The organism is Streptomyces sp. NPDC091412 (assembly GCF_044756885.1).
Taxonomy (GTDB): Bacteria; Actinomycetota; Actinomycetes; order Streptomycetales; family Streptomycetaceae; genus Streptomyces.
In genome coordinates this window covers 97,792-118,202 of the sequence record NZ_JBIVTV010000005.1, presented here as the reverse complement: position 1 = coordinate 118,202, position 20,411 = coordinate 97,792, and the positions used below count along the sequence as shown (strand labels likewise).

Below are 20,411 nucleotides of genomic sequence, written 5' to 3'. Positions count from 1 at the left end.
GTCAGTTCACCTTCACGTGGATGAGGCCGAGTGCGTCGGTTGTGGCGACCCCGCCCGGGGGGACCACCACGACGCACCCGGGGAGCTGGACGAGCGCGGGACCGGCGATCTCCTGACCAGCCGCCGGCCGGCGGACGGCGTACACGGCGGTCTCGTCGGGCCGCTCGGCGTCGTCGAACACGACCGGACGCGTCCCGAGCCGAGTGAAGGGCTCGCCCGTGCCTTGGCCGTCCGCCCCGGCCGCGGGCAGTGCCGCCACCGAGCGGACCGAGAGGATCTCGAACCCGGCTTCCCGGAAGCCGGATCCCTTGCCCCACAGCTGTTCGTACTCCTTCTCGAAGCCGAGGAGGAGCTCCGCGACGGCATCCTGGTCGGGCAAGGCGGCCACGGTGACGTCGACGTGGTGGGCCTGGCCGAAGTAGCGGATGGACGCCGTGTGGGTGACCGTGCCGAGCTCGGGGTCGGGAAGGGCCGCGAGGGCGCGCGCACGGGTGTCGTCGAGTGCGTCGGCGATGACCCGCGCGTCCTGGGCGCTCGGGCCGGCCTCGGCGAGCACGCGCCGGTAGCACGTGCGGGATGCCGTGGTCTTGAGATCGGAGGTGCCGGCGCCGAAGGCCGACTGCGCCGTCGCGGTCGGCGGCACGATGAAGCCGGCCAGGCCCGCCTCGCGGCACAGGGCCCACGCGTGCGACGGTCCCGAGCCGCCACCGGCGACCAGGGTGAACTCCCGCGGGTCGTGACCGCGCTCGATGGTGACGGCGCGCAGCAGGTCGGCCATCGCGTTGTCGAAGACGACCCGGATCGCCCGGGCCGCGTCGACGGCGGTCAGCCCGAGGGGCGTTCCGACCTTGTCCGCGATGGCCTGCTTCGCGGCTTCGCGGTCGAGGACGATGCCTCCGCTGCCGAACTGCTCCGGGTCGAGCACTCCGAGGACGAGATCGGCGTCGGTGGTCGTCGGCTCGGTGCCGCCCTTGCCGTAGGAGACCGGGCCGGGTTCGGCGCCGGCGCTGCGCGGCCCGACGCTGAGCACGCCGCCCTCGACCGCCGCGATCGAGCCGCCGCCGGCGCCGATCGAGGCGATGTCGATGCTCGGCACGCGCATGTCGGCGCCGCCGAAGGTGACCTCGTCGCTCATCAGCGCGACGCCGCCCGCGATGACGCCGACATCGAAGCTGGTGCCGCCGACGTCCATGGTCAGGACGTGCGGCGTACCGAGTTCCGCCCCGAGCTTCTGGCCGGCCACGACACAGGACGCCGGGCCGGAGAGCAGGTTCGTCACGGGCCGCTCGGTGACCGTCCGCGCCGGGACCACGCCACCGGCGCTCGTCGTCATCATGATGGGGGCGGTCATGCCGAGGGCGGCCAACCGCTGCTCGAGAAGGGTGAGGTAGTGCCCCTGGACCGGCCCGAGTGCCGCGTTCGCCACCGTGGTCGAGGCACGGGCGTACTCACCCACCGAGGGCGCGATCTCGTGGGAGAGGGAGAGGAAGACGTCGGGCAGCTCCCGCTCGACCAGCCGGCCGACGGCGAGTTCGTGGGCCGGGTTCTCGGTCGCCCACAGCAGGCAGACGGCGACGGCCTCCACCCCGATGTCCCGCAGCCTGCCGATCGCGTGGAGCGCGCTGCCCTCGTCCAGCGGCATGCGGACGACGCCGTCCGAGTCGATGCGCTCCGCGATCTCGACGACCTGGGTGCGGGGCACCAATGGCGGCACCTGGCCACGCAGATGGTAGTCGCCCAGGTCCAGGCCCTGCAGACCGGCCGTGCCTCGGCGCAGCCTGCCGATCTCCAGGACGTCGCCGAAGCCGGCGGTCGTGATGAGCCCGGTCCTCGCCGAGCGTCCGGTCAGCAGCGCGTTCAGGCCGACGGTGGTGCCGTGCCCGAACCGGGTCACCCGGGAGCACAGTTCGCCGGTGTCCAGGCCGAGGGTCTCGGCGGCCAGGTGAACGGCGTTGATCACACCCGTCACCACGTCGGGCGTGGTCGGGGACTTGCACACCCAGGACTCGCCGCCCGGGGACCGCAGCCACAGGTCGGTGAACGTGCCACCGACGTCGGTGCCGATCGCCCAGCCGGAGGCGGGGGTTGTGGTGTTCATGGCTCCCTTTCAGAGTCGGTCGGCGACCCAGTCGGCGATGTAGTGAGCGGGAACGGCCTCGTTGTCCGCGCCGGCGTGCGACGCACCGCCCTCAGCGCGGCTGAACACCTTGAAGTGGCGGTCGGGACTGTTGACGGCGTTCTCGTACTCGGGCACGGCGAACTCCATCGGGATCTGCCGGTCGTCCTCGCCATGGGTGACGAGGAAGGGAACGGTGATCTGCTCGACCACGCCCTGAAGCCTCATGTTCGGGGCGAAGGCCATGAAGTCCTCGTGGCTGTCCTTGCCGAACACCCACTGCACGTGGTCCCAGTAGTGCGGCACGGGGTTCTCGCCCTCGCGCTGGAGGCGGCGCTTCTGGAGCTCGCCCCAGTTGTAGTTGGCCCCCCAGACCGCGCAGAGCTTGAAGCGTTTCTCGAACGCGGCCGCGCGCGGGGCGTAGTAGCCGCCGAGCGAGACTCCGCTCATCCCGATGCGCGTGCCGTCGACGTCCGGCCGCCCCTCCAGGTAGTCGACCGCGGCACTCGCCCAGCGTTCGCTGTCGTGGACCGCCGGGAGCCCGCGCTCACGGAGCGAGGCGCCGGTGCCCGGCTGGTCGACGCAGAGCGTCGCGATGCCGCGACGTGCCAGCTCTCGCGGCAGGCCCAGCCGGAACAGCATCTCCTTCATCGAGTCCAGGCCGTTGCAGAAGACCATCACCGGGTAGCCGCCCATCGGGGGTTCGCCGTCGGCGGGGACGAACAGCGCGGGATACGAGACGCCCTCGCAGGGGACCTCGACGAACTCGGCCCGCTCTCCGCCGTGTTGGATCGCGAGTCGGCACGCCTCGACGGACTTGCGGTAGGCGACCTCGCGGGGTGCGTAGTGACGGCTCTGCATGCGCTCGGCGACCAGGTAGTAGACCGAGGCGCGGGCGTAGCGCGCACCGGCCGACAGCGGATGCCCCTCGGAGAGATCCTGCTCGGCACGCCGGACGAGTCCGTCGGCGAAGGCACACCACGACTGGAAGAACTTCTCGGTGCCGGCGTCGTCGCCGTCCTCGGCCGCGTTGACGAGCGGGGCGCAGATCTGGTCGATCTCGCCGATCTGGCCACCGCAGTTCATCGCGATGCTGACCGACAGGCTCCAGACGTAGTTGGTCGGGAAGTAGCGGAACATGGTCACTTCCCCACGCGGTCGGCGGCACCGTTGCTGATCACGGCGCGGTTGAACACGCCCTGGTCGGCGATGACGGTCTGGCCGGTCATGGTGGTGTTGTTGCGGGAGGCGAGGTAGGCGTAGAGCGGCGCGTAGTCCTCTGGGGTCGGCAGGGTGGGCAGGAGGGCGAGGGAGAGGAACTGCGCCTCGAAGTCCTCCTTGGGGATGTCGGACTGCTTGTTGTTCTCAAGGCCGAGCGCACGGGGGCCGCGGAGCTGGCTGTTGGCGATGCCCGACGGGGCGACGCCGTTGACCCGCACCCTCGGTGCGAACTCGAACGCGAGCTGGTTGACCACGCTGCGCACCGCGCCTTTGGCGGCGGTGTAGAAGAGCCCGCCGCCGTCGGCGGCGTAGGCCGCGGTGGAGGAGGTCAGCACGATGGAGCCGCCCGTCTTCTCCAGGTCGTCGACGAAGACCTTGGCGGCCAGGATGTAGCCGAGGGTGTCGACGTGGAACACCTCGTCAAACAGCGACTTGACCCTGTCGAGGGGGACGTCGCGCAGCGGGATGTTGCCGTCGAAGATGCCGTGGGCGCCGACGAGGGCGTCGATGCGGCCGAAGCGGTCCAGGACCGCCTGCCGGCAGGCGAGGAGGTCCTCGGTGCGGGTGACATCACCCTGGACGAGAAGCACGTCGTCGCCGAACTCGGCCTTGACGTCGGTCAGTTTGTCCGCGGAGATCTCCATGATGGCGACCTGCGCGCCCTCGCCGATGAAGTGGCGGGCGATCCCGAGGCCGAGGCCGGAGCCGCCGCCGGTGATGAGGACGACATGGTTGTCGAGCATCTGCATGGTGGTTCCTTGCTGGGGGAGTCGACGAGAGAGGGTCAGGCGGACGCCGCCGCGCCCAGGGCGTCGTTCAGTGACGCGCGGGCACGGAGCAGCTTCCGATACGTCCGCAGGGCGCGGACGCGGCCGCAGACGGTGGCGCCGTGCAACTCGTCGCCGGCGCCGTGGGCGACGACGAAGTCGCCGGTGGCGATGGAGCCTTCGACGACGATGTCGGTGTCGCCGGGGCGGCGCTCGCCGAGCATGTGGAGGGTGAGGCCGTATTGCTCGGTCCAGGCGTAGGGCACGGCATCGTGGGGGGCGGCTTCGCCCCGGGCGATGTTGAGGCCGACCCGTCGGCCGTGCTCGATGGCGTGGGTCCAGTGCTCGAAGCGGCGGGGACGGCCGTGGAGCGGGTTCCGGCGGGCGGCGACGTCACCGGCGGCCCACACCCCCTCGACGTTCGTCCGCCCGGCCGCGTCGGTGACGACGCCGTGGTTGAGCTCGACGCCCGAACCGATCAGCCAGTCGGTGGCCGGCTCCGTACCGACTCCCGTGAGCACGCTCGCGGCCCGTCGTACCCGCCCGTCGGCGAGGTGGATGTCGTAGCCCTGCGCCGTCTCCTCGACGGAGGCCGTGGCGGTCCCGAGGTCGAAGGAGACCCCGTTCGCGAGGTGCAGGTCGTGCAGCCAGCGGGCGACCTCCTTCCCGAGGATTCCGGCGAGGGGCAGTTCGGTCGCGCACAGGAGGGTCACCTCGACGCCGCGCGAGCGGAGAGCGGCGGCCGCCTCCAGGCCGATGAACCCTCCTCCGATCAGCGTCACCGGACGCCCGCTCGTCACGAGCCGCCTGGCGGCGGTCAGATCGGCACGGGTGCGCAGGGTCGGCAGGGCGGTGCCCCCGGACGTCACGACCGGACGGGCCGCGACCCCGGTCGCGACGACGACGTGCCGCCACCCGATCGCCTCGCCCCAGTTGGTCACCACGAGGCGGCGGTCGATGTCCAGCCCCATGGCCCCGTGGCCGGCGAGGAGATCGATCCCCTTGGCGGCCAGTTGCTCGCTGGTCCGCAACGGAGCCGGCATGGCGTGCTCCTCGGCGGCCAGCAGGCTCTTGGAGAGCATCGGCCGGTCGTACCCCGGCTCGAGCTCCCCGTCGAGCACGGTGAGGGGGCCGGTGTACCCGCCCTCGCGCAGGCCGTCGGCGGCGGAGAGTCCCGCCGCGGACGCGCCGACGATCACGATGCCGTCGTTGACACGAGTCACCGATCAGTCCTCGATCAGGCGCAGAGCCTGCGCGGGACAGGCCCGGACGGCCTCCTGGACGTCTTCCAGGTCGTCCTCGGACAGTACGTCGCGGGTGACGACCGCGACCGGGCTGCCGGGCGGAACGGCGAAGACCTCGGGGTGGATGCCGACGCAGATTCCATAGGCGGTGCAACGCTCGGGGTCGACGGTCACGCTGGTCACAGGAACACCCCCAGGTTGGCGGTCTTGAGGCTGGTCTCGGTCAGGATCACTTCGCGGGCGAGGAGCCGCGGACCGGCGGCCGTGAGCCGGACCCGGTCGTTGCGGCGGCACGGGATCAGGTCGAAGTGGACATCGATCCCGCGCTGCCGGTAGAGCAGCAGCGAGCTGGATGCCTCGACGACGTCGGCCTCCGAGGTCGCCCGTACTTCGACGCTGCCGACGAGCCGCATGGTGCGCGACGGGGGCACCTCGGAATAGGCGCGGCCGGTGTTCTGCCGGTCGATCCGCGTCCGCACATGCGCCTTGGTGTCGCGGATGCGCCACGCGGCGCGGTTGACCTCGATGTTGCGCGGTTCGGTCGACTGGCGCGACGGCACGGTGTAGAGCAGGTCGTCGTCGAGCAGTTCGAACCACTCCTCCTCGCGTCCCTCGTCCAGCAGACGTGCCTCGTGTGCGAGGAACTGCGCCACTCTGGTGTAGGTCGTGGCGTCCACCGCGAGGGCGTTCGGGGTTTCGGCGGCGGCGGTCATGACTGCGTCCCTTCGGTGGTCTCGTTGCCGGTGGCGGTCTCGCCCTTCATCGAGCGCAGCCACTGGCGGAGGAAGTTGAACTGCACGTGCTCGCCGTAACCGGTGTTGCGGTGGACGCCCGGTCCTCTCCAGTCCGGGTCCGGAGCGTCGTCGACGGGCGAGTTGCGGCCCTGCTGGTAGTTGAACTTCAGCCCTTCCTTGCGCATCCACGGGCTGGAGGCCGCACGGGCCACGCCCTCCCAGGCGACGGTGTCGTCCTGTTCGTAGAGCCCGGCCGACCCGAAGCAGTACTGGCCGCCGACGTAGTCGCGCTGTGCGGACTCCTCGTCCTGGAAGTTCCACACGAACTGCCAGTTCCACAGTTCGAGCTTGCCCGGGGCGACGGGCTGCCATTGGCGGAAGCTGGTCATGACGGCCGGCGGGCCGTCCGGGAGAGGGGAGAAGATCCGGATGAAGCTGAGGTTGGGGAAGAGGGTCCCCACCGTGGGAGGCTCGTGGTCGACCACGAAGCGCTGGGTTTCGTCCAGGCCGCTGAGGTCGAACCGCTCCTTGTATTCGTCCGGGTAGCCCCACAGCGTGAAGCCGGGGTGGATGGCCTGGGTCCAGGCGTGGCCTATGAAGGTGTGCCCGTTCTCGAACTCGTAAGTCCGGCCGATCTCGCAGGTGCCCTGGACGCCCTGGAGCAGGTCGACCTCCTGGACACTGAAGTGCAGGGTCGGCAGGTGGTAGACGTCGCCGGCGAAGTTCTCACCGGCCGTCTTCCAGTCGCCGTTGACCATGTACCGCTCGGGCGGACCCGCCACGCGCATGCCGTCGGGGTGAAGCTGGGTGATCAGGTCGAGCATCCAGGCACCGCCGCCGAGCCACTCCTCCAGCGGGGGTACTTCCTCAGACAGCGAGGCGAAGATGAAGCCCTTGCGGTTCTCGACCCTTGGGGCGCGCTTGAGGCTCCACAGCTCCGGGTCGAGCGGCTCGCCGTACGCGCGGTGCATCAACGGCGTACCGACCAGCCGTCCGTCGTTGGCGTAGGTCCAGCCGTGGTAAGGACAGGTGAAGAAGCGCGAGTTGCCCGCGTCGGTCTGGCACACCTGGGTGCCACGGTGACGGCAGTAGTTGGACAGCACATTGATGCCGCCCTTGCCGTCGCGGGTCACGATGACCGGGTCGAGCCCGATTCTGCGCTGGACGAAGTCACCGGCCTTGGGAATCTCGCTCTCGTGAGCGACGAAGACCCAGGTGCGGGTGAAGATCCGCTCCATCTCGGCCCGGAAGACGTCGTCGTTGTTGAAGACCTCGGCCGGGACGAGATCCTCCTGCATGTCCTTCTCGACACGGTCGAGCAACACGTCCAGCGGGGTCGAGAACGGCGCCGACGACCGGGATTCGTTCGTGAGAGTCATCGTTGACTTCCTGTTCACGGGATGGTCTTCACGGGAGGGATCAGAGCGGGGGCGCGACGAACACGCCGCGGTCGGGGTCGTTGAACTGCTGCTTGGCCACGAACTCGTTCATCTGGTTCGCGGTGCCCCACTGGTCGATGAAGTCGGGCTTGGTGACGTCGTAGACGGAAGGGTGGTGCCGGTCCCAGTCGACGGTCTCGAGCTCGGTGGTGTACTCGACGCAGTTCCCGACCCGGTCCAGGAAGTAGGAGTAGGTGTTGTCGCCGGCCTTGTGACGGCCGGGGCCCCAGATCTGCTGGACACCCTCACGCAGCATCCGGCCGGTGCCGCGCATGAACTCGTCGATCCCGCGCATCTCGAAGGAGAGGTGGTGGATCGCGACGTGCGGACCACGGGCGACGGCGAAGGAGTGGTGCCAGTCGTTGCAGCGCAGGAACCACATGAAGTCCCCGCGGGCGCCGAGGCACAGGGCGTCGGAGAGCTTGAAGCCGAGGTGCTTGACGTACCAGTCGACGGTCGCCTCGGGGTGGTCGGAGTTGACCACGAAGTGCGAGAGGCGGACGGGAATCGACTCGCGGGCCTCGATCGTCCGGAAGCCCCGGGTGGCGATGTCCGAGGAGACCTCGACCACGCGTCCGTCGCCGTCGAAGAACCGGAAGCCGTAGCCGGCGCCGGGCATGTCGAGCTTCCGCGGCTCGTGGACGATGCGGACGCCCTGCTGGGCCAGCCGCGCGGCGAGGGCATCGACGTCCGTTGCGGAGGCGGCCCCGAACGAGACCAGGTCGAGCCGCTTCTGGTCGTCCTTCCTCAGGCGCACGATGTACTGCTCGGGGGATCCCTCCGCGGCCAGGAAGTGCACGCCGGTGTCGGACGCGACGGGGGTCAGGCCCCAGAGGTCGCGGTAGAACGCCAGCTGGCGGTCGAGGTCGGGGGCCGCGATCGCCACATGGCGCAGGTGGGTGATCAGTGGCTTCGTCACGTTTTCTCCTCGTTGAGTGGCGACGACAGCGGTGACGAGGTGCGCGTTCACGCGCTGTTCAGGTGAACGTAGTGACGCCAATCACCGCGCACAAACAATTCCTGGCAATGCCTGGCATTGATGAAATCAATTACTCTGGCGTCATGGACCTTCGGCGTGTGGACCTCAACCTGCTTGTCGCCTTCGACATGCTCATGATCGAGCGAAGCGTGACCCGCGCGGCACAACGGCTCTCGATCGGGCAGTCGGCGATGTCCTCGACGCTGTCCCGCCTGCGCAAACTCTTCAACGACCCGCTTCTGACCAGGGAGGGGCGAGGTCTCGTCGCCACGCCGCTGGCCGAGTCGCTCGCCGGGCCGGTGCACGAACTCCTCACCGGCATCGAGATCGTGCTCGCCCAGCGGGAGGCGTTCGACCCGTCCACGGCCCGGCGGACCTTCTCGGTGATAGCCAACGACTACCTGACGATGACGTTCCTTCAGCCACTCATCGCCCGGCTGTCCGTCGAGGCGCCCGGCATCCGGCTGAACATCTTCCCGACCGGAGACGACTTCGCCGACCAACTCCGTGGACACCGCGCGGACTTGCTGGTGATGCCGAGGGAAGCCTTCGAGGAACACGAGCAGTTCCCGCACCGCGTGCTCTTCCAGGACCGCTATCTGGTCGCCGTCGACGAGGACCACCCCGAGGTGGGCGACGAGATCACCCTGGAGCAGTTCACGACCCTCCCGTACCTGGCCGCGTCCTCGGGACATCTGAGGGGTTTGTCGGAGATGCAGCTCGACTTCCTGGGCGTGCCGCGCAACGTCGAGATCACCGCCGGGTTCGGCATGGCGCCCTTCCTGCTGAGCGGTACGCGTCTGATCACGCTGGTCCATGAACGGCTCGCGCACAAGATCGGAGAAGCCGCGGGGATCCGCCTGCTCGAGCCGCCGATCCCCCAGCTTCAGCCCATCACCGAGATCATGGCCTGGACCAAACGGACCGACCGCGATCCCGGGCACCGCTGGTTCCGTCAGTGCCTGATCGACCTGGCCGCGGAGGAGCCGGTGAGTCGGCCCGGCCTCCTGCCGGATCCGGACAACGCCCGCCATCCGCGGATCGCGCCTGCTGCCGACCGCGCCTAGCGTGCGGCCGGTCACCGAGGTGAAGGAGCAGTCGTGGAGCGGGACGGACGCCGGAGCGTACTCGTCGTCGGCGGAGGAATCGGCGGCCTGACGGCCGCAACGGCGCTGCGCAGGCTGGGTCACAGGGTCGAGCTCGTCGAGCTCCGCGGCGACTGGACGGTCAGCGGGTGGGGGCTCAGCCTGACCGGCCCCGCACTGCGCGCCCTCGACGCCCTCGACCTCGCCGAGCCCTGCCTGGCCCTCGGCTACGGCATCACCAAGATCGCCCACTGTGACGGTGCGGGGCATGTCCGTACGGTCATCGACCTGCCGGGCCTGCTGGGGGAGGGGCGCCCCTCGCAGTCGGGCATCGCCCGGCCGGATCTCGCACGGGTGCTGCGTGAGGCAGCCGAGAAGCACGGTGCGACGCTTCGGACCTCGCTCACCGTCACCCGGCTCGGTGACGAGTCCGACGGGGTCCGGGCGGAACTGTCCGACGGTACGACGCGCGACGTCGACCTGGTGGTCGTGGCGGACGGCGTCGGATCGAGGACCAGGGCGCTGTTGGGCTTCACGGAGAAACCCGAGTACAACGGCCAGATGGTCTGGCGGGCGGTCGTCCCGCGTCCCGCCTGGGCAGATCGCCTGTTCACCTTCGCCGGAACCACGCACAACGCCGGCCTGATACCCGTCTCGTCAGAGAGTGCCTACTGCTTCCTGACCGAGAACACGCCCGTGCAGGAGCCGCTGCCGGACGGCGAGCTGGCGACGAGGATGCGGGAACTGCTCGCCCCCTTCGGGGGACGTGTGGCCGAGGTACGCGAGTCGATCGTCGACGCCGGCGCCGTAGTGCGCCGTCCGGTCCGGACCGTGCTGGTCGAGGCGCCGTGGCACCGCGGCCGGACGGTCCTTCTCGGAGACGCGGCGCACACGCCGTCCCCCCAGCTCGTCAGCGGTGCCGCCCTGGCCATCGAGGACGCCGTCGTGCTCGCCCAGGAGCTGGAACGGCACGCGGAGACGGCCGGGGCACTGGAGGCTTTCAGCTCACGTCGCATCGAGCGGGCCCGGCTGGTCGTCGAGGCCTCGCGGGAGATCGCGCGCCTCGAGCAGGCCGACCGGCACGGCGAGGTCTACGAGCTCCAGGGACGCTGCCACGGTGCCCTGGCGGCTCCGACCTGAGCGGTGCCGTGGATGGGAGACCGCAGCCGTGCGAGTGTCGGTAACGATCCGTGTCCCTGGGGACCTCGCTCAGCGGATCGGCGACTGACCGGGCCACGAAGTTTTCTCCGGATCCCCACCTGGCGGATGCCCCGCCAGGTGGGGGCCGCAGCGCCGGCGCTCACGCACGCGCAGCGGTGGCCGAGGGCAACTCGCCGTACCGGTGCCGGTAAGCAGCGGCGAAGCGACCGAGATGCGTGAACCCCCAGCGGTGGGCGACGGTGCTGACACTGCCTGATCCCGCCAGAAGATCGGCGCGGACGCGTTCGAGCCGGCGGTCTCTGAGGAACGCCATCGGCGAGCAGCCGAAGTGCTCGCGGAAGGCGTCGCTCAGTGTGCGGGCACTGCAATTGCCTGCCTGGGCGAGGTCGCTCAGGGTGATCGGGTCACCGAGACTCTGATCGATGAAGTCGAGGGCCCGGCGCAGCGGCCGCGGCCGAAGTGGCGAGTGTCCTTCAAGGAGCAGATCGCTGAAGTTGTGGCGGTGCGTCAGCAAGAGGCTGATGACGAACGACCGCACGTGTGCTTGGCGGACTGCCGGGTGGTCGAAGATCTTCGCGCCGGTGTCGAGTTGGTCGATGAGTGACTCGACCACGATACGAAGACCGGCGTGGTCGGCGCCCATGAGATCGAGCGCGAGGTCGAAGACGGTCGGGCCGTCCGGCTCCCGGCCCAGCAGGGCGGTGAGTTCCGTCTCGAAGAGTGCACGATCGAGCCGGATCCCGAGCGTCTCGGTGTCCGGTCTCGCGGGGAGCAGGCGCTGGCGGTCGCCAGGATTGAACACCGCGGCTCGCGCGCTTGTGTTGACGGTGTGTTCTCCACGCCGTTCGGCGTTCAGCAGACCTGACACCACGAAGTCCACGAAATACGAGCGCTCGGCTTCCGGCCCTGCTATCTCCACACCGAGCCCCGACCGGATGTACCCGATGGAGTAGTCCGCTGCGTTGATTCCGCGGAGGACGTACTCCCGGTCGGCGGGAAGACGGCCGATGGGACGGATCTCGGTTGTGTACATATGGTGCAGCGCGTGGAGGAAGTCCGTGGCATTCGCTGACGAAGCCACCGTGTAGCGGGTGAGCATGTCGGATCGCAACGCGGCTCCCTTCCTGTGGCCATGTCCCGTGCTCGGATCATCGGCGTTCACGACCGCCGTCGAGTGTCGCAGACGGGTAGGACGCGTAGGTCTCCCGCCCATTGCCTCCATGCAACTCCCGCAGAAGACCTCACCCATGCCGGTCGGCCGCACTCGAATTGCTCGCCGCGATCGACCGGGAGGGCACAGACTTGGTCGTCGCCCTCAGCGAGGCGGGCCCCGATCCCTTTCTACCGGGCCCTGGGTGAGGCGTGTGGCGCAGCGATTGGATGGGCACTGCTGGGCTGCCCATATGGGCCACCTTGGGTTGCGTCCCGCCCTACCTGTGGGTCGGTTGATCTGTTGCCGTGGCTGGAGGGGCGGCGTGGGGCGGCACCGGCGAATGGGGGCGTCGTGGGGACATCTACGCGGTGGAAGGGGCCGAACGGCGATCGGTGGAGTTTCCCTGCGCGACGCCTGGCTCGCTCGATGGAGTGACGAATCGCGCAATGCGGACCGGCGGCTGGAGGAGATCGCCGTGGACCACTTGCGCGCGCTGCATGAGACGCTCCGTGCCGACCGGGCGGCATTCGGTCTGTATGACACCGCTTGCGCGGCCGGTGAACGGCTTGCCGGAGAGCTGGGCTCGCTGGCAGTGGAGGGCGTTTGGCGTCGGTCTTGCCTTCACCGCGGTAGCTCTCGGAGGCCCGGTGGATGGCCCGGCCGGAGATGTAGTGCACCGGCTGGTCGTTGGTTGGGCAGGATGGCGATGGTGAGGGCGGCTCCGCCGTCGGTCGAAGCCCCAGGTCACCTCGTCGCCCAGGGCCAGGACGTCGGTGAGGAGTTGGAGCGGTTCGGGTTCGTCGTTGGCGACGCGTCGGGACAGCAGCCGACGGCCGCTCTCGGCGATCGCGACGCAGTGGTGGTGGGCTTTTCCTGCGTCGATGCCGGCCCAGATCGCGGCCACGTGGTGCCTCCGTGCGGCGTGGTAGGCCTCGCAGCAGGCCGGACGCGGTCGCCGGGGATAAGGCGTATGCGTCTCGTCGCAACCGTGCCTACCTGCGCAGGCGAGGCATCCGCTGCACCATCCCGGACAAGGCCGACCAGGCTCGCAACCGCGAGAAGCAAGGCCCCCGAGGCGGCCGGCCACCGGCGTTCGACCCGGTCGCCTGTCGCGAGCGCCACGCGGTCGAGTGCGGCATCAACCGCCTCAAGCGGCACCGGGCCGTGGCCACCCGTTACGAAAAGCTGGCGGTCCGTTTCGAAGCCACCGTCCTCGTCACCGCCATCAACGAGTGGCTGTGACGTACCGGTCCGACGACAGCTCGAAGACCCGCACTTGCCGACCGCAGCTGGGATCGACGGCCTCGCAGAACGGATGCATCCCCAGCTTGGCCATGATCCGTTCGGAAGCGTCGTTGCCCACCTGAGCAATGCTGACGATCCGCTCAAGCCCCCGCTCCTCGATTCCGAACCGGACTGAAGCGGTTGCGGCCTCGGTGGCCAGGCCCTGTCCCCCATGGGCGCGTCCCAGCCGCCAGCCGACCTCCACCGCTGGCAGCACCTCCGGCATGAAGTCGGGAATCGAAAGGCCAGTGAAGCCGGCCAGCTCGCCGGTGGCACGGACCTCCACGGCGAACAGACCGAAGCCCTGTGCCTCCCACTCGCGTTCCATCGCTTCAATCCCGCCGCGAGTCTGCTGTTCGTTACGGACGCTGCCCACCGATCCAGCGCATGACCTCCGGGTCGGCGTTGACGGCAGTCAGGGGCACAACGTCCTCCTCTCGCCAGCGGCGAAGGAGCAGACGGGGAGTCTCAAGCATGACCATCCGAGAATTCTGGACCAGCCCTGAGCACTCCACCTGGGCCGGTGGCTTGGGCCGACCAGGTCGCGCCTGCCACCGGCCGGATTGAGGTGGGCGTCCGTCGTCACCGGGCTCGAGCTATTTCTTCCGATATGGGCGACGATGGATGGGTGGGTGACGATCGGTGTGGCTGGTGCGAAGCTTCACTGCCGGAGTCGGCGGGTCGGGGACGGCAGTATTGCCATTCGGCTCACCGACAGGCGGCCTGGCGAGCCAGGCGTCGCTGGCGAAGTGCAGCGCCAGCGCGGGAGGCGCTGGTGTTCGCGGAAGTCGATCTCCTGGCGCAGGTGCAGGCCGCAACCCAACAAGCGAAAGAGTCGCGCCCTGGGCGAGGAACAGAGTGCTGCCATATTGCTGCCGTGGCGGAGGTGCCCGAGCTTGCTGGGCAGCTGGTGCGCTGGGCTGTGCTGGCGGACCGACGGGCCGGGGCCAGCTGGGCGCAGATCGGCGCCTGCTTGGGCATCAGCGCGGATGCGGCCCGAAGTCGCCTCGGGCGCCAAGGGGGATCCCTGACTGGTACCGCTCGGGAGGGTGGAGGCATGCCGGATCTTGCCGGCTTCGGTACTGGCACAGGTCCCGGCACGCATCTGCTCGACGCCGCTTTGGCCCAGTTGATGCGGGAGACAGGCGCCTGTGGAGGTCTGGTATACCTGCTGCTGCCGGGCGAGCGGGTGCTGCGCCTGTCGGTGCTGAGGGGGTTTCCCCGACAGATCGCCGCGCAGTGGACGCAGGTGCCGCTGGCGGCCCGCACTCCGGCGTCCGACGCCGTGCGCGAGCGGCGTCTGGTGTGGATAGGCGACCAGGAAGAGATGGCGCGGCACTACCCGCAGTTGGCGCTCGCGCTGCCCTATCCCTTCTCGGCGGCCGCCGCCCCCATCACCACCGGCACCACCCCTTGGGGCGCCCTGGTGGCGCGGTGGCCCTGCTCGCATCCATCGCGGCTGAGGCGACACGAACGCGACGCGGTCCGTGCCTCCTGCCGCCGCCTGGGCCTTGTCCTGCGGCAGGCCGCGGACAGCGGCCACCCGCTGCTGCCTGGGCCAGAGCCGCAGGTTCTGGCCTCGCTGCGTGCCGGCGCTCGCGGGCCAACCCAGGAGGCGGCAGCGGCGGACTTCGCCGAGCGCCTGCCTGGAGGATGCTGCACCTTGGACCTCGATGGCCGGATCACCTTCATCACCACCGCCGCCGCTGACCTCCTCGGTGCGAGCACCGTCGACCTGCTGGGCGCGCTGCCCCGGCAGGTCCTGCCATGGCTGGACGACCCAGTCGTCGAAGACCGCTACCGGGCTGCGGTGCTGAGCCAGCAGGCCACCTCCTTCACCGCCCTGCGCCCACCGGACCGGTGGCTGTCCTTCCACCTCTATCCGAACGTCTCCGGCATCAGCGTCTGCGTCGCCCCGGCCCCTGCCTCGGAGACGCCAGAGGTTCCATATCCCGCGCCGCCGGCAGCACCGGGCCGGTCGACCGCCCACTACCACCTGTTGCACCTCGCCGCCACGCTGACCGAGGCTATCGGGGTCACGGACGTGATCGATCGGATCGCCGACCTGATCCTGCCCGCTTTCGAGGCCCAAGCTCTCGCCCTGATGATCGCCGAGGAGGGCCGGCTGCGGATCATCGGTTACCGCGGCTACACCGCCGAACTCATGGCCCGTTTCGACGGCGCCCCCCTGGCCTCGGACACCCCTGCCGTGCGTGTCCTGACCAGCGGCGCCGCCCGCTTCTACGCCACCTTCGCAGACCTCAAGCGTGCCTATCCCCCCGCCGTCCTGCAGGACGGCAAGGCTGCCTGGGCCTTCCTGCCCCTGATCACCTCCGGCCGCCTCGTCGGCTCGCTGGTCCTCGCGCACGACCGGCCGCATCCCTTCACTCCCGAGGAACGAGCTGTCCTCACCTCGACCGCCGGGCTGATTGCCCAGGCTCTGGATCGCGCCCGCCTCTACGACGCCAAACACGCTCTCGCCCACAGCTTGCAAGCCAGCCTGCTGCCCCACACACTGCCCCGCGTCCCCGGCCTGGACGTGGCCACCCGCTACCTCCCCACCACTGAGGGCATCGATGTCGGCGGCGACTTCTACGACCTCATCCATCTCGACACCGACCTTGTCGCCGTGGCGATCGGCGATGTCCAAGGCCACAACGTGAACGCCGCCGCCCTCATGGGGCAAGTCCGCACCGCCGTCCACGCCACCGCCGGCGCCCCACCTGGCCAAGTCCTCGCCCGCATCAACCGCCTGCTCACTGATCTCGACGCGGACCTGTTCACCAGCTGCCTTTACGGCCAGCTCGACCTGGCACGCCACCGCGCCTGTCTGGCCACTGCCGGCCACCCGCCCCCACTCCTGCGCCACCCCGATCTACACACCGAGGTCCTCCCGCTGACGCCCGGGCTCCTGCTCGGCATCGACCCCGCCGCCGACTACCGGGAGACCGACATCCCCCTGCCGCCCGGGGCCGTGCTCGCGCTGTACACCGACGGCCTCGTCGAAACTCCCGGCGTAGACATCGATGACGCCACTGTCGACCTCGCCGCCCAGCTCACTCAAGCCCAGGGCCAGAACCTTGACGCCCTCGCCGACACCCTCGTCCACCACGCTCAGCGATCCAACCCCCACAAAGACGACATCGCCCTGCTCCTCATCCAGCCTCAACGACAGAGAGAGGGAGGAGAAGAGTGCCTGAGAGAGCGTGTGAGTTCGTGATGTGACTGACGACGACTCCCAGCCCCGGGTCCGGTGACCGCGGTATCGGCGGAAGCGTACGGCTCGGTCGGATCCGGGACCGGAAACACAGATGCGGCACTAGGCCCGTTCTCCTGGGACCCGCGGACCTTCCACGGACAGGCTCCACAGGGACTTCCCGGCCACGGCTTGACACGCCTGATGAGGGTGGGAGGGTGGAAGAGCGGTGGTGCGGTAGTGGTCATCAAGTCGAGGGCGTTGCGGAGCGCGGGATTGTTCCGGCGCTTGCCCAGGACGAGCCCGCGTGCCGCTTCCCGTCGCCTGAGTCGTCCAGGTCCAGGGTGACCTGTTCCCCCGCGCGGCTCCAGATGCCGGCCATCGTGTGGTGAAGCAATCGAAGGGGAAGCCATGAAGGCTGTTGTCTATGACGGGCCGCGTACCGTCAGTGTGAAGGATGTCCCCGACGCGCGCATCGAACGGCCCACCGATGTGCTGGTGAGGATCACCAGCACCAACATCTGCGGTTCGGACCTGCATATGTATGAGGGTCGCACCGACTTCGAGCAGGGACGGATCTTCGGCCACGAGAACCTGGGGGAGGTGACCGAGGTCGGCGCCGGGGTCGACAGGGTCAGGGTCGGGGATCTGGTCTGCCTGCCGTTCAACATCAGCTGCGGTTTCTGCCGGAACTGTGAGCAGGGGCTGACCGCGTTCTGCCTGACCACTGCCGACAATCCGAAGACGGCTGGTGCCGCCTACGGCTTCGCCGACATGGGCCCGTACAGCGGCGGGCAGGCCGAACTGCTGCGCGTGCCCTACGGTGACCACAACTGTCTGGTCCTGCCGGAAGAGGCCCGGGAGCGGCAGACCGACTACGTGATGCTCTCCGACGTCTTCCCCACCGGTTGGCACTGCACGGAACTGGCCAAGGTACGGCCCGGCGACACCGTGGTGATCTACGGTGCCGGCCCGGTCGGCCTGATGGCCGCACTGTCGGCGAACCTCAAGAGCGCATCCAAGGTCATGGTCGTGGACCGCCACCCGGACCGCCTCGCGCTGGCCGAGCAGATCGGGGCAATACCCATCGACGACTCCAAGGCCTCACCTGTCGACCAGGTCAACGAGCACACAAACGGACTCGGGGCGGACCGGGGCTGTGAGTGCGTGGGCTACCAGGCCCACGACCCCCAGGGCCATGAGCACCCCAACATGACGCTGAACAACCTGGTGGAGTCGGTGAAGTTCACCGGCACCATCGGCGTGGTCGGCATCTTCATCCCCCAAGACCCCGGCAGCCCCGACAAGCTGTATCAGCACGGTGAATTCGCCTTCGACTACGGCCTGTTCTGGTTCAAGGGCCAGTCGGTCGGCAACGGGCAGGCCAACATCAAGGCCTACAACCGCCAGCTGTGCAACCTCATCCAGCAGGGCAAGGCCACACCGTCCTGGATCGTCTCCCACGAGCTCCCGCTGGACCGGGCCGCCGAGGCCTACCAGCATTTCGACGCCCGTGACAACGGATGGACCAAGGTCGTCCTGCACCCCGACGGCGGCGCCCGTTGAACAATCGTCACCGGCAACCTGACAGCGGGCATCGTGGCTCGGGCATTCCAAGGGCCCGCCGTCCCCACGGAGATCCCTGTCGAGACGGGGATGGCTCACCATGTCCATGTCGCTGCGCTGGACGGACAACGGCTGGAAGGTCACCCACTACCAGCAGACGGAAGGCCCCGAACCGACTGACAGGACCGCCGACTTCGGCAAGGTCCCCCAGTTGTAACACTGTGACGCCAGCGGTTCGCCAGTCTTGGCACGCCGCTGCGCGACAGACGGCTCGTTGTCAGACCCTGCGGGTGAAGTACCTCCCGACGGTCCGCAAGGAGGTGAACGCGTCGATCTGCGCAGGCATCCACGACCGCATGAGCGCGATCGAGCGGGCGGGGCTGCCGCGGCTGCTCGAAGAGCGTGGGGCGGACGGCACCGGCCGGTCCCGTACGCCGAGCGGGGCTCACCGCAGACTGCGTACGTCCAGGTGGCGCAGTACCCGGTCCACGATCTCCGGGTCGGCCCCCGGCTCCCGGCGCGCCGCCAGTACCTCGTGCCGCGCGGCGCTCAGCATCTCGCTCTGGATCCGCCGCAGCCGCTTCAGCCGCCGTACGCGCTTGTCGTGGCCCTCCCTGCGCTCCTCGTCCCCCAGCTGCGGGCTGATTCGCAGCCCGATGTCGGCGACCCTCCGCAGCAGCTGTTCGGCCACCTCCTCCGGCAGGTCCTCGACCTCCTCGATCTCCCGGAGCCGCCGCCTGGCCGCCTTCGCCGCCCGCGCCGCCAGCTCCTCCTCGAACGCCTTCTCCCGTTCGGTGTCCGCCCGCACCCCGAGCCGCTTCACCAGCCACGGCAGCGTGAGCCCTTGGACTACGAGCGTCGCCATGATCACCGCGAAGGCGATGAACACGATCTCGTTCCGGTCGGGGAAGGGCGCGCCGCTGTCCGTCTTCAGCGGAATGGCCAGGGCGAGCGCCACCGAGGCCACGCCGCGCATTCCGGACCACCACATGACGACGGTCTCCCGCCAGGTCGTGGGGATGTCCTCGTTCTGATCCCGCCGCGCGTGCAGCCGTTTGGTGAACCAAGTCGCAGGCAGCAGCCACAGCAGCCGTACGAGTACCACCACGCCCACCACCACGCCCGCCCAGCCGAGCAGCTCGCCCCACCGGCCCGACGCCGTGCGCAGGGCGTTGTGCAGCTCCAGGCCGACCAGTCCGAACGCGATCCCGGTGACGAGCGTGTCCACGACGTCCCAGACGGTGTGCCCGGCCAGCCGGGTCAGCACGTCGTCGGCGTCGGCGGCGTACTCGGCCAGGAACAACGCGGTGGTGAGTACCGCGAGGACCCCGGAGCCGTGCAGCTCCTCGGCCAGCACGTAGGAGGCGAACGGCACGAGCAGTGTCAGCCCGATCTGCAGCGTCGCGTCCCCCAGCAGGCCCAGCAGCTTGTTCGCGGCCCAGCCGACGGCCAGGCCCACGACCACCGCCACCACCGCGGACAGCACCAGGTCCAGCCCGGCCCGCCAGGCCGAGAACTCCCCGCTGACGGCGGCGGCGATCGCCACGTTGTAGAGGACGATGGCGGTGACGTCGTTGAACAGTCCCTCGCCCTCCAGGATCGACACCAGGCGGCGCGGCAGCCCGAGCTGCCCGGCCACCGCGGTCGCCGCGACCGGGTCGGGCGGCGCGACCAGCGCGCCCAGGGCCACGGCGGCGGCGACGGACAGCCCCGGCACGATGGCGTGCGAGACGAAGGCGACGCAGAAGGTGGTGACGAACACCAGCGCCACGGCCAGCAGGAAGATCGGCCGTTTGTGCGCCGTGAACTGCCGCCAGGAGGTGCGCCGTACGGCGGCGTAGAGCAGCGGCGGCAGCAGGGTCGGCAGGATCAGAGCGGGCGGGATGTCGACGTTCGGCACGAAGTCGAGCAGCGCCAGGACGATCCCGAAAAGCGTCATGAGGATCGGCGCGGGCAGCCCGAACCGGTCGCCGACCGGGACGCTGATCACGGCCCCCAGCAACACGACGAACAGCAGGGCCAACTGATCCACGCTCAGCGCTCCGGGACGTCGGACGTTCACACGACAGGCTTCCAGCCTGCCACGCCGCCCCGCTCACCGGCCGCTTCGGACCCGTGGACTACAGGGCGCGCCGCATCGCCCGGTGCGGGATGCCCGCGAACGTCAGCCTGGAGTCGATGCTGCGGGAGAGGTACCCGCGGCTACGCCGCGATAGGGATCATCGGTTTCTCGTTCGCTTTCGTTATCGCCGCTGCCGTCTACGTGTTCGACCCCATCTCCGGGGCACACATCAACCCTGCGGTGACCATCGCGCTGGCCGCGATACGGCGCTTCCCCTGGAGGGAGGTCGTCCCTTACGTCGTCGCCCAGCTGGGCGGGGCGCTCGGTGGCGGCTTGCTAGTGCTGTGACCGCATAGGTTCACCGGGTTGGCGGTCGTGGCGGTTGGATGTGCGGCGACGTCCGA

General features: G+C 69.4%; 16 protein-coding genes and 2 pseudogenes. 6 read left to right on the top strand and 12 right to left on the bottom strand.

Annotated features, from left to right (window positions below; all coding sequences use genetic code 11):
• Position 1: 1 nt before the first annotated feature.
• From ACIQMV_RS15215 to ACIQMV_RS15180, 8 genes are read right to left on the bottom strand one after another with little or no spacing between them, the layout of a single operon-like run.
• Positions 2-2,098 (bottom strand): hydantoinase/oxoprolinase family protein, encoded by a 2,097-nt coding sequence (locus tag ACIQMV_RS15215; RefSeq protein ID WP_402593061.1) that lies wholly within the window; start codon positions 2,096-2,098, stop codon positions 2-4.
• A gap of 9 nt (positions 2,099-2,107) precedes the next feature.
• The gene (locus tag ACIQMV_RS15210; protein WP_402593059.1) at positions 2,108-3,256 is read right to left on the bottom strand and encodes an alpha/beta hydrolase family protein; all 1,149 of its coding nucleotides are present in this window, start codon (positions 3,254-3,256) and stop codon (positions 2,108-2,110) included.
• A 2-nt stretch (positions 3,257-3,258) separates the two neighbouring features.
• A complete protein-coding gene (locus ACIQMV_RS15205; protein ID WP_402593057.1) occupies positions 3,259-4,086 on the bottom strand; it encodes an SDR family oxidoreductase in 828 nt (275 codons plus the stop codon).
• Between the two features lie 35 nt (positions 4,087-4,121).
• Positions 4,122-5,327, bottom strand: coding sequence for an NAD(P)/FAD-dependent oxidoreductase (locus ACIQMV_RS15200; RefSeq protein ID WP_402593055.1), 1,206 nt, complete (start codon positions 5,325-5,327; stop codon positions 4,122-4,124).
• A 3-nt stretch (positions 5,328-5,330) separates the two neighbouring features.
• On the bottom strand, positions 5,331-5,531 hold the full coding sequence (locus tag ACIQMV_RS15195; RefSeq protein ID WP_402593053.1) for a ferredoxin: 201 nt from the start codon (positions 5,529-5,531) through the stop codon (positions 5,331-5,333).
• Positions 5,528-6,061: an aromatic-ring-hydroxylating dioxygenase subunit beta gene (locus ACIQMV_RS15190; protein WP_402593051.1), complete on the bottom strand. Its 534-nt coding sequence runs from the start codon at positions 6,059-6,061 to the stop codon at positions 5,528-5,530. Before ACIQMV_RS15190 ends, ACIQMV_RS15195 begins: the two co-directional genes overlap by 4 nt.
• Positions 6,058-7,461 (bottom strand): Rieske 2Fe-2S domain-containing protein, encoded by a 1,404-nt coding sequence (locus ACIQMV_RS15185; protein ID WP_402593049.1) that lies wholly within the window; start codon positions 7,459-7,461, stop codon positions 6,058-6,060. The genes ACIQMV_RS15190 and ACIQMV_RS15185 overlap by 4 nt, the downstream gene beginning before the upstream one ends.
• A gap of 40 nt (positions 7,462-7,501) precedes the next feature.
• Positions 7,502-8,440: a VOC family protein gene (locus ACIQMV_RS15180; RefSeq protein ID WP_402593047.1), complete on the bottom strand. Its 939-nt coding sequence runs from the start codon at positions 8,438-8,440 to the stop codon at positions 7,502-7,504.
• Between the two features lie 143 nt (positions 8,441-8,583).
• On the opposite strand from ACIQMV_RS15180, the gene ACIQMV_RS15175 reads away from it, so the two are divergent.
• Both ACIQMV_RS15175 and ACIQMV_RS15170 read left to right on the top strand, forming a co-directional pair.
• Positions 8,584-9,567: a LysR substrate-binding domain-containing protein gene (locus ACIQMV_RS15175; RefSeq protein WP_402593045.1), complete on the top strand. Its 984-nt coding sequence runs from the start codon at positions 8,584-8,586 to the stop codon at positions 9,565-9,567.
• A gap of 33 nt (positions 9,568-9,600) precedes the next feature.
• Complete coding sequence (locus ACIQMV_RS15170) at positions 9,601-10,725, top strand: FAD-dependent monooxygenase (RefSeq protein ID WP_402593043.1); 1,125 nt, start codon at positions 9,601-9,603, stop codon at positions 10,723-10,725.
• Between the two features lie 160 nt (positions 10,726-10,885).
• Here the strand turns inward: ACIQMV_RS15170 and ACIQMV_RS15165 are convergent, their stop codons facing one another.
• Entirely contained in the window at positions 10,886-11,857 is a 972-nt protein-coding gene (locus ACIQMV_RS15165; RefSeq protein WP_402593041.1) for an AraC family transcriptional regulator, read from the bottom strand.
• 644 nt (positions 11,858-12,501) lie between these two features.
• Positions 12,502-12,803, bottom strand: a pseudogene (locus ACIQMV_RS15160) (transposase); the annotation flags it as partial.
• A gap of 11 nt (positions 12,804-12,814) precedes the next feature.
• Between ACIQMV_RS15160 and ACIQMV_RS15155 the strand changes: the two are divergent.
• The gene (locus tag ACIQMV_RS15155; protein ID WP_402593040.1) at positions 12,815-13,141 is read left to right on the top strand and encodes a transposase; all 327 of its coding nucleotides are present in this window, start codon (positions 12,815-12,817) and stop codon (positions 13,139-13,141) included.
• On the opposite strand, the pseudogene ACIQMV_RS15150 reads toward ACIQMV_RS15155, so the two are convergent.
• Positions 13,125-13,602, bottom strand: a pseudogene (locus ACIQMV_RS15150) (GNAT family N-acetyltransferase). The gene ACIQMV_RS15155 and the pseudogene ACIQMV_RS15150 sit on opposite strands and share 17 nt — an antisense overlap.
• A 638-nt stretch (positions 13,603-14,240) precedes the next feature.
• Here ACIQMV_RS15150 and ACIQMV_RS15145 point away from each other — a divergent pair.
• A complete protein-coding gene (locus tag ACIQMV_RS15145; RefSeq protein WP_402593507.1) occupies positions 14,241-16,403 on the top strand; it encodes a SpoIIE family protein phosphatase in 2,163 nt (720 codons plus the stop codon).
• Between the two features lie 387 nt (positions 16,404-16,790).
• Positions 16,791-17,945, top strand: a complete 1,155-nt coding sequence (locus ACIQMV_RS15140; RefSeq protein WP_391454130.1) for an alcohol dehydrogenase catalytic domain-containing protein — start codon at positions 16,791-16,793, stop codon at positions 17,943-17,945.
• A gap of 445 nt (positions 17,946-18,390) precedes the next feature.
• On the opposite strand, the gene ACIQMV_RS15135 is transcribed toward ACIQMV_RS15140, so the two are convergent.
• Entirely contained in the window at positions 18,391-19,977 is a 1,587-nt protein-coding gene (locus ACIQMV_RS15135; RefSeq protein WP_402593038.1) for a Na+/H+ antiporter, read from the bottom strand.
• Between ACIQMV_RS15135 and ACIQMV_RS15130 the strand changes: the two genes are divergently transcribed.
• Complete coding sequence (locus ACIQMV_RS15130; RefSeq protein ID WP_402593505.1) at positions 19,969-20,355, top strand: aquaporin; 387 nt, start codon at positions 19,969-19,971, stop codon at positions 20,353-20,355. The genes ACIQMV_RS15135 and ACIQMV_RS15130 overlap by 9 nt on opposite strands.
• Positions 20,356-20,411: the final 56 nt, after the last annotated feature.

What these genes read in the sequence shown, in the direction of transcription:
- ACIQMV_RS15205 (WP_402593057.1), bottom strand. Translation starts at nt 4,086, where the DNA reads ATGCAGATGCTCGACAACCATGTCGTCCTCATCACCGGCGGCGGCTCC.
- ACIQMV_RS15140 (WP_391454130.1), top strand. Translation starts at nt 16,791, where the DNA reads ATGAAGGCTGTTGTCTATGACGGGCCGCGTACCGTCAGTGTGAAGGAT.
- ACIQMV_RS15145 (WP_402593507.1), top strand. Translation starts at nt 14,241, where the DNA reads ATGCCGGATCTTGCCGGCTTCGGTACTGGCACAGGTCCCGGCACGCAT.
- ACIQMV_RS15185 (WP_402593049.1), bottom strand. Translation starts at nt 7,461, where the DNA reads ATGACTCTCACGAACGAATCCCGGTCGTCGGCGCCGTTCTCGACCCCG.
- ACIQMV_RS15215 (WP_402593061.1), bottom strand. Translation starts at nt 2,098, where the DNA reads ATGAACACCACAACCCCCGCCTCCGGCTGGGCGATCGGCACCGACGTC.
- ACIQMV_RS15175 (WP_402593045.1), top strand. Translation starts at nt 8,584, where the DNA reads ATGGACCTTCGGCGTGTGGACCTCAACCTGCTTGTCGCCTTCGACATG.
- ACIQMV_RS15190 (WP_402593051.1), bottom strand. Translation starts at nt 6,061, where the DNA reads ATGACCGCCGCCGCCGAAACCCCGAACGCCCTCGCGGTGGACGCCACG.
- ACIQMV_RS15210 (WP_402593059.1), bottom strand. Translation starts at nt 3,256, where the DNA reads ATGTTCCGCTACTTCCCGACCAACTACGTCTGGAGCCTGTCGGTCAGC.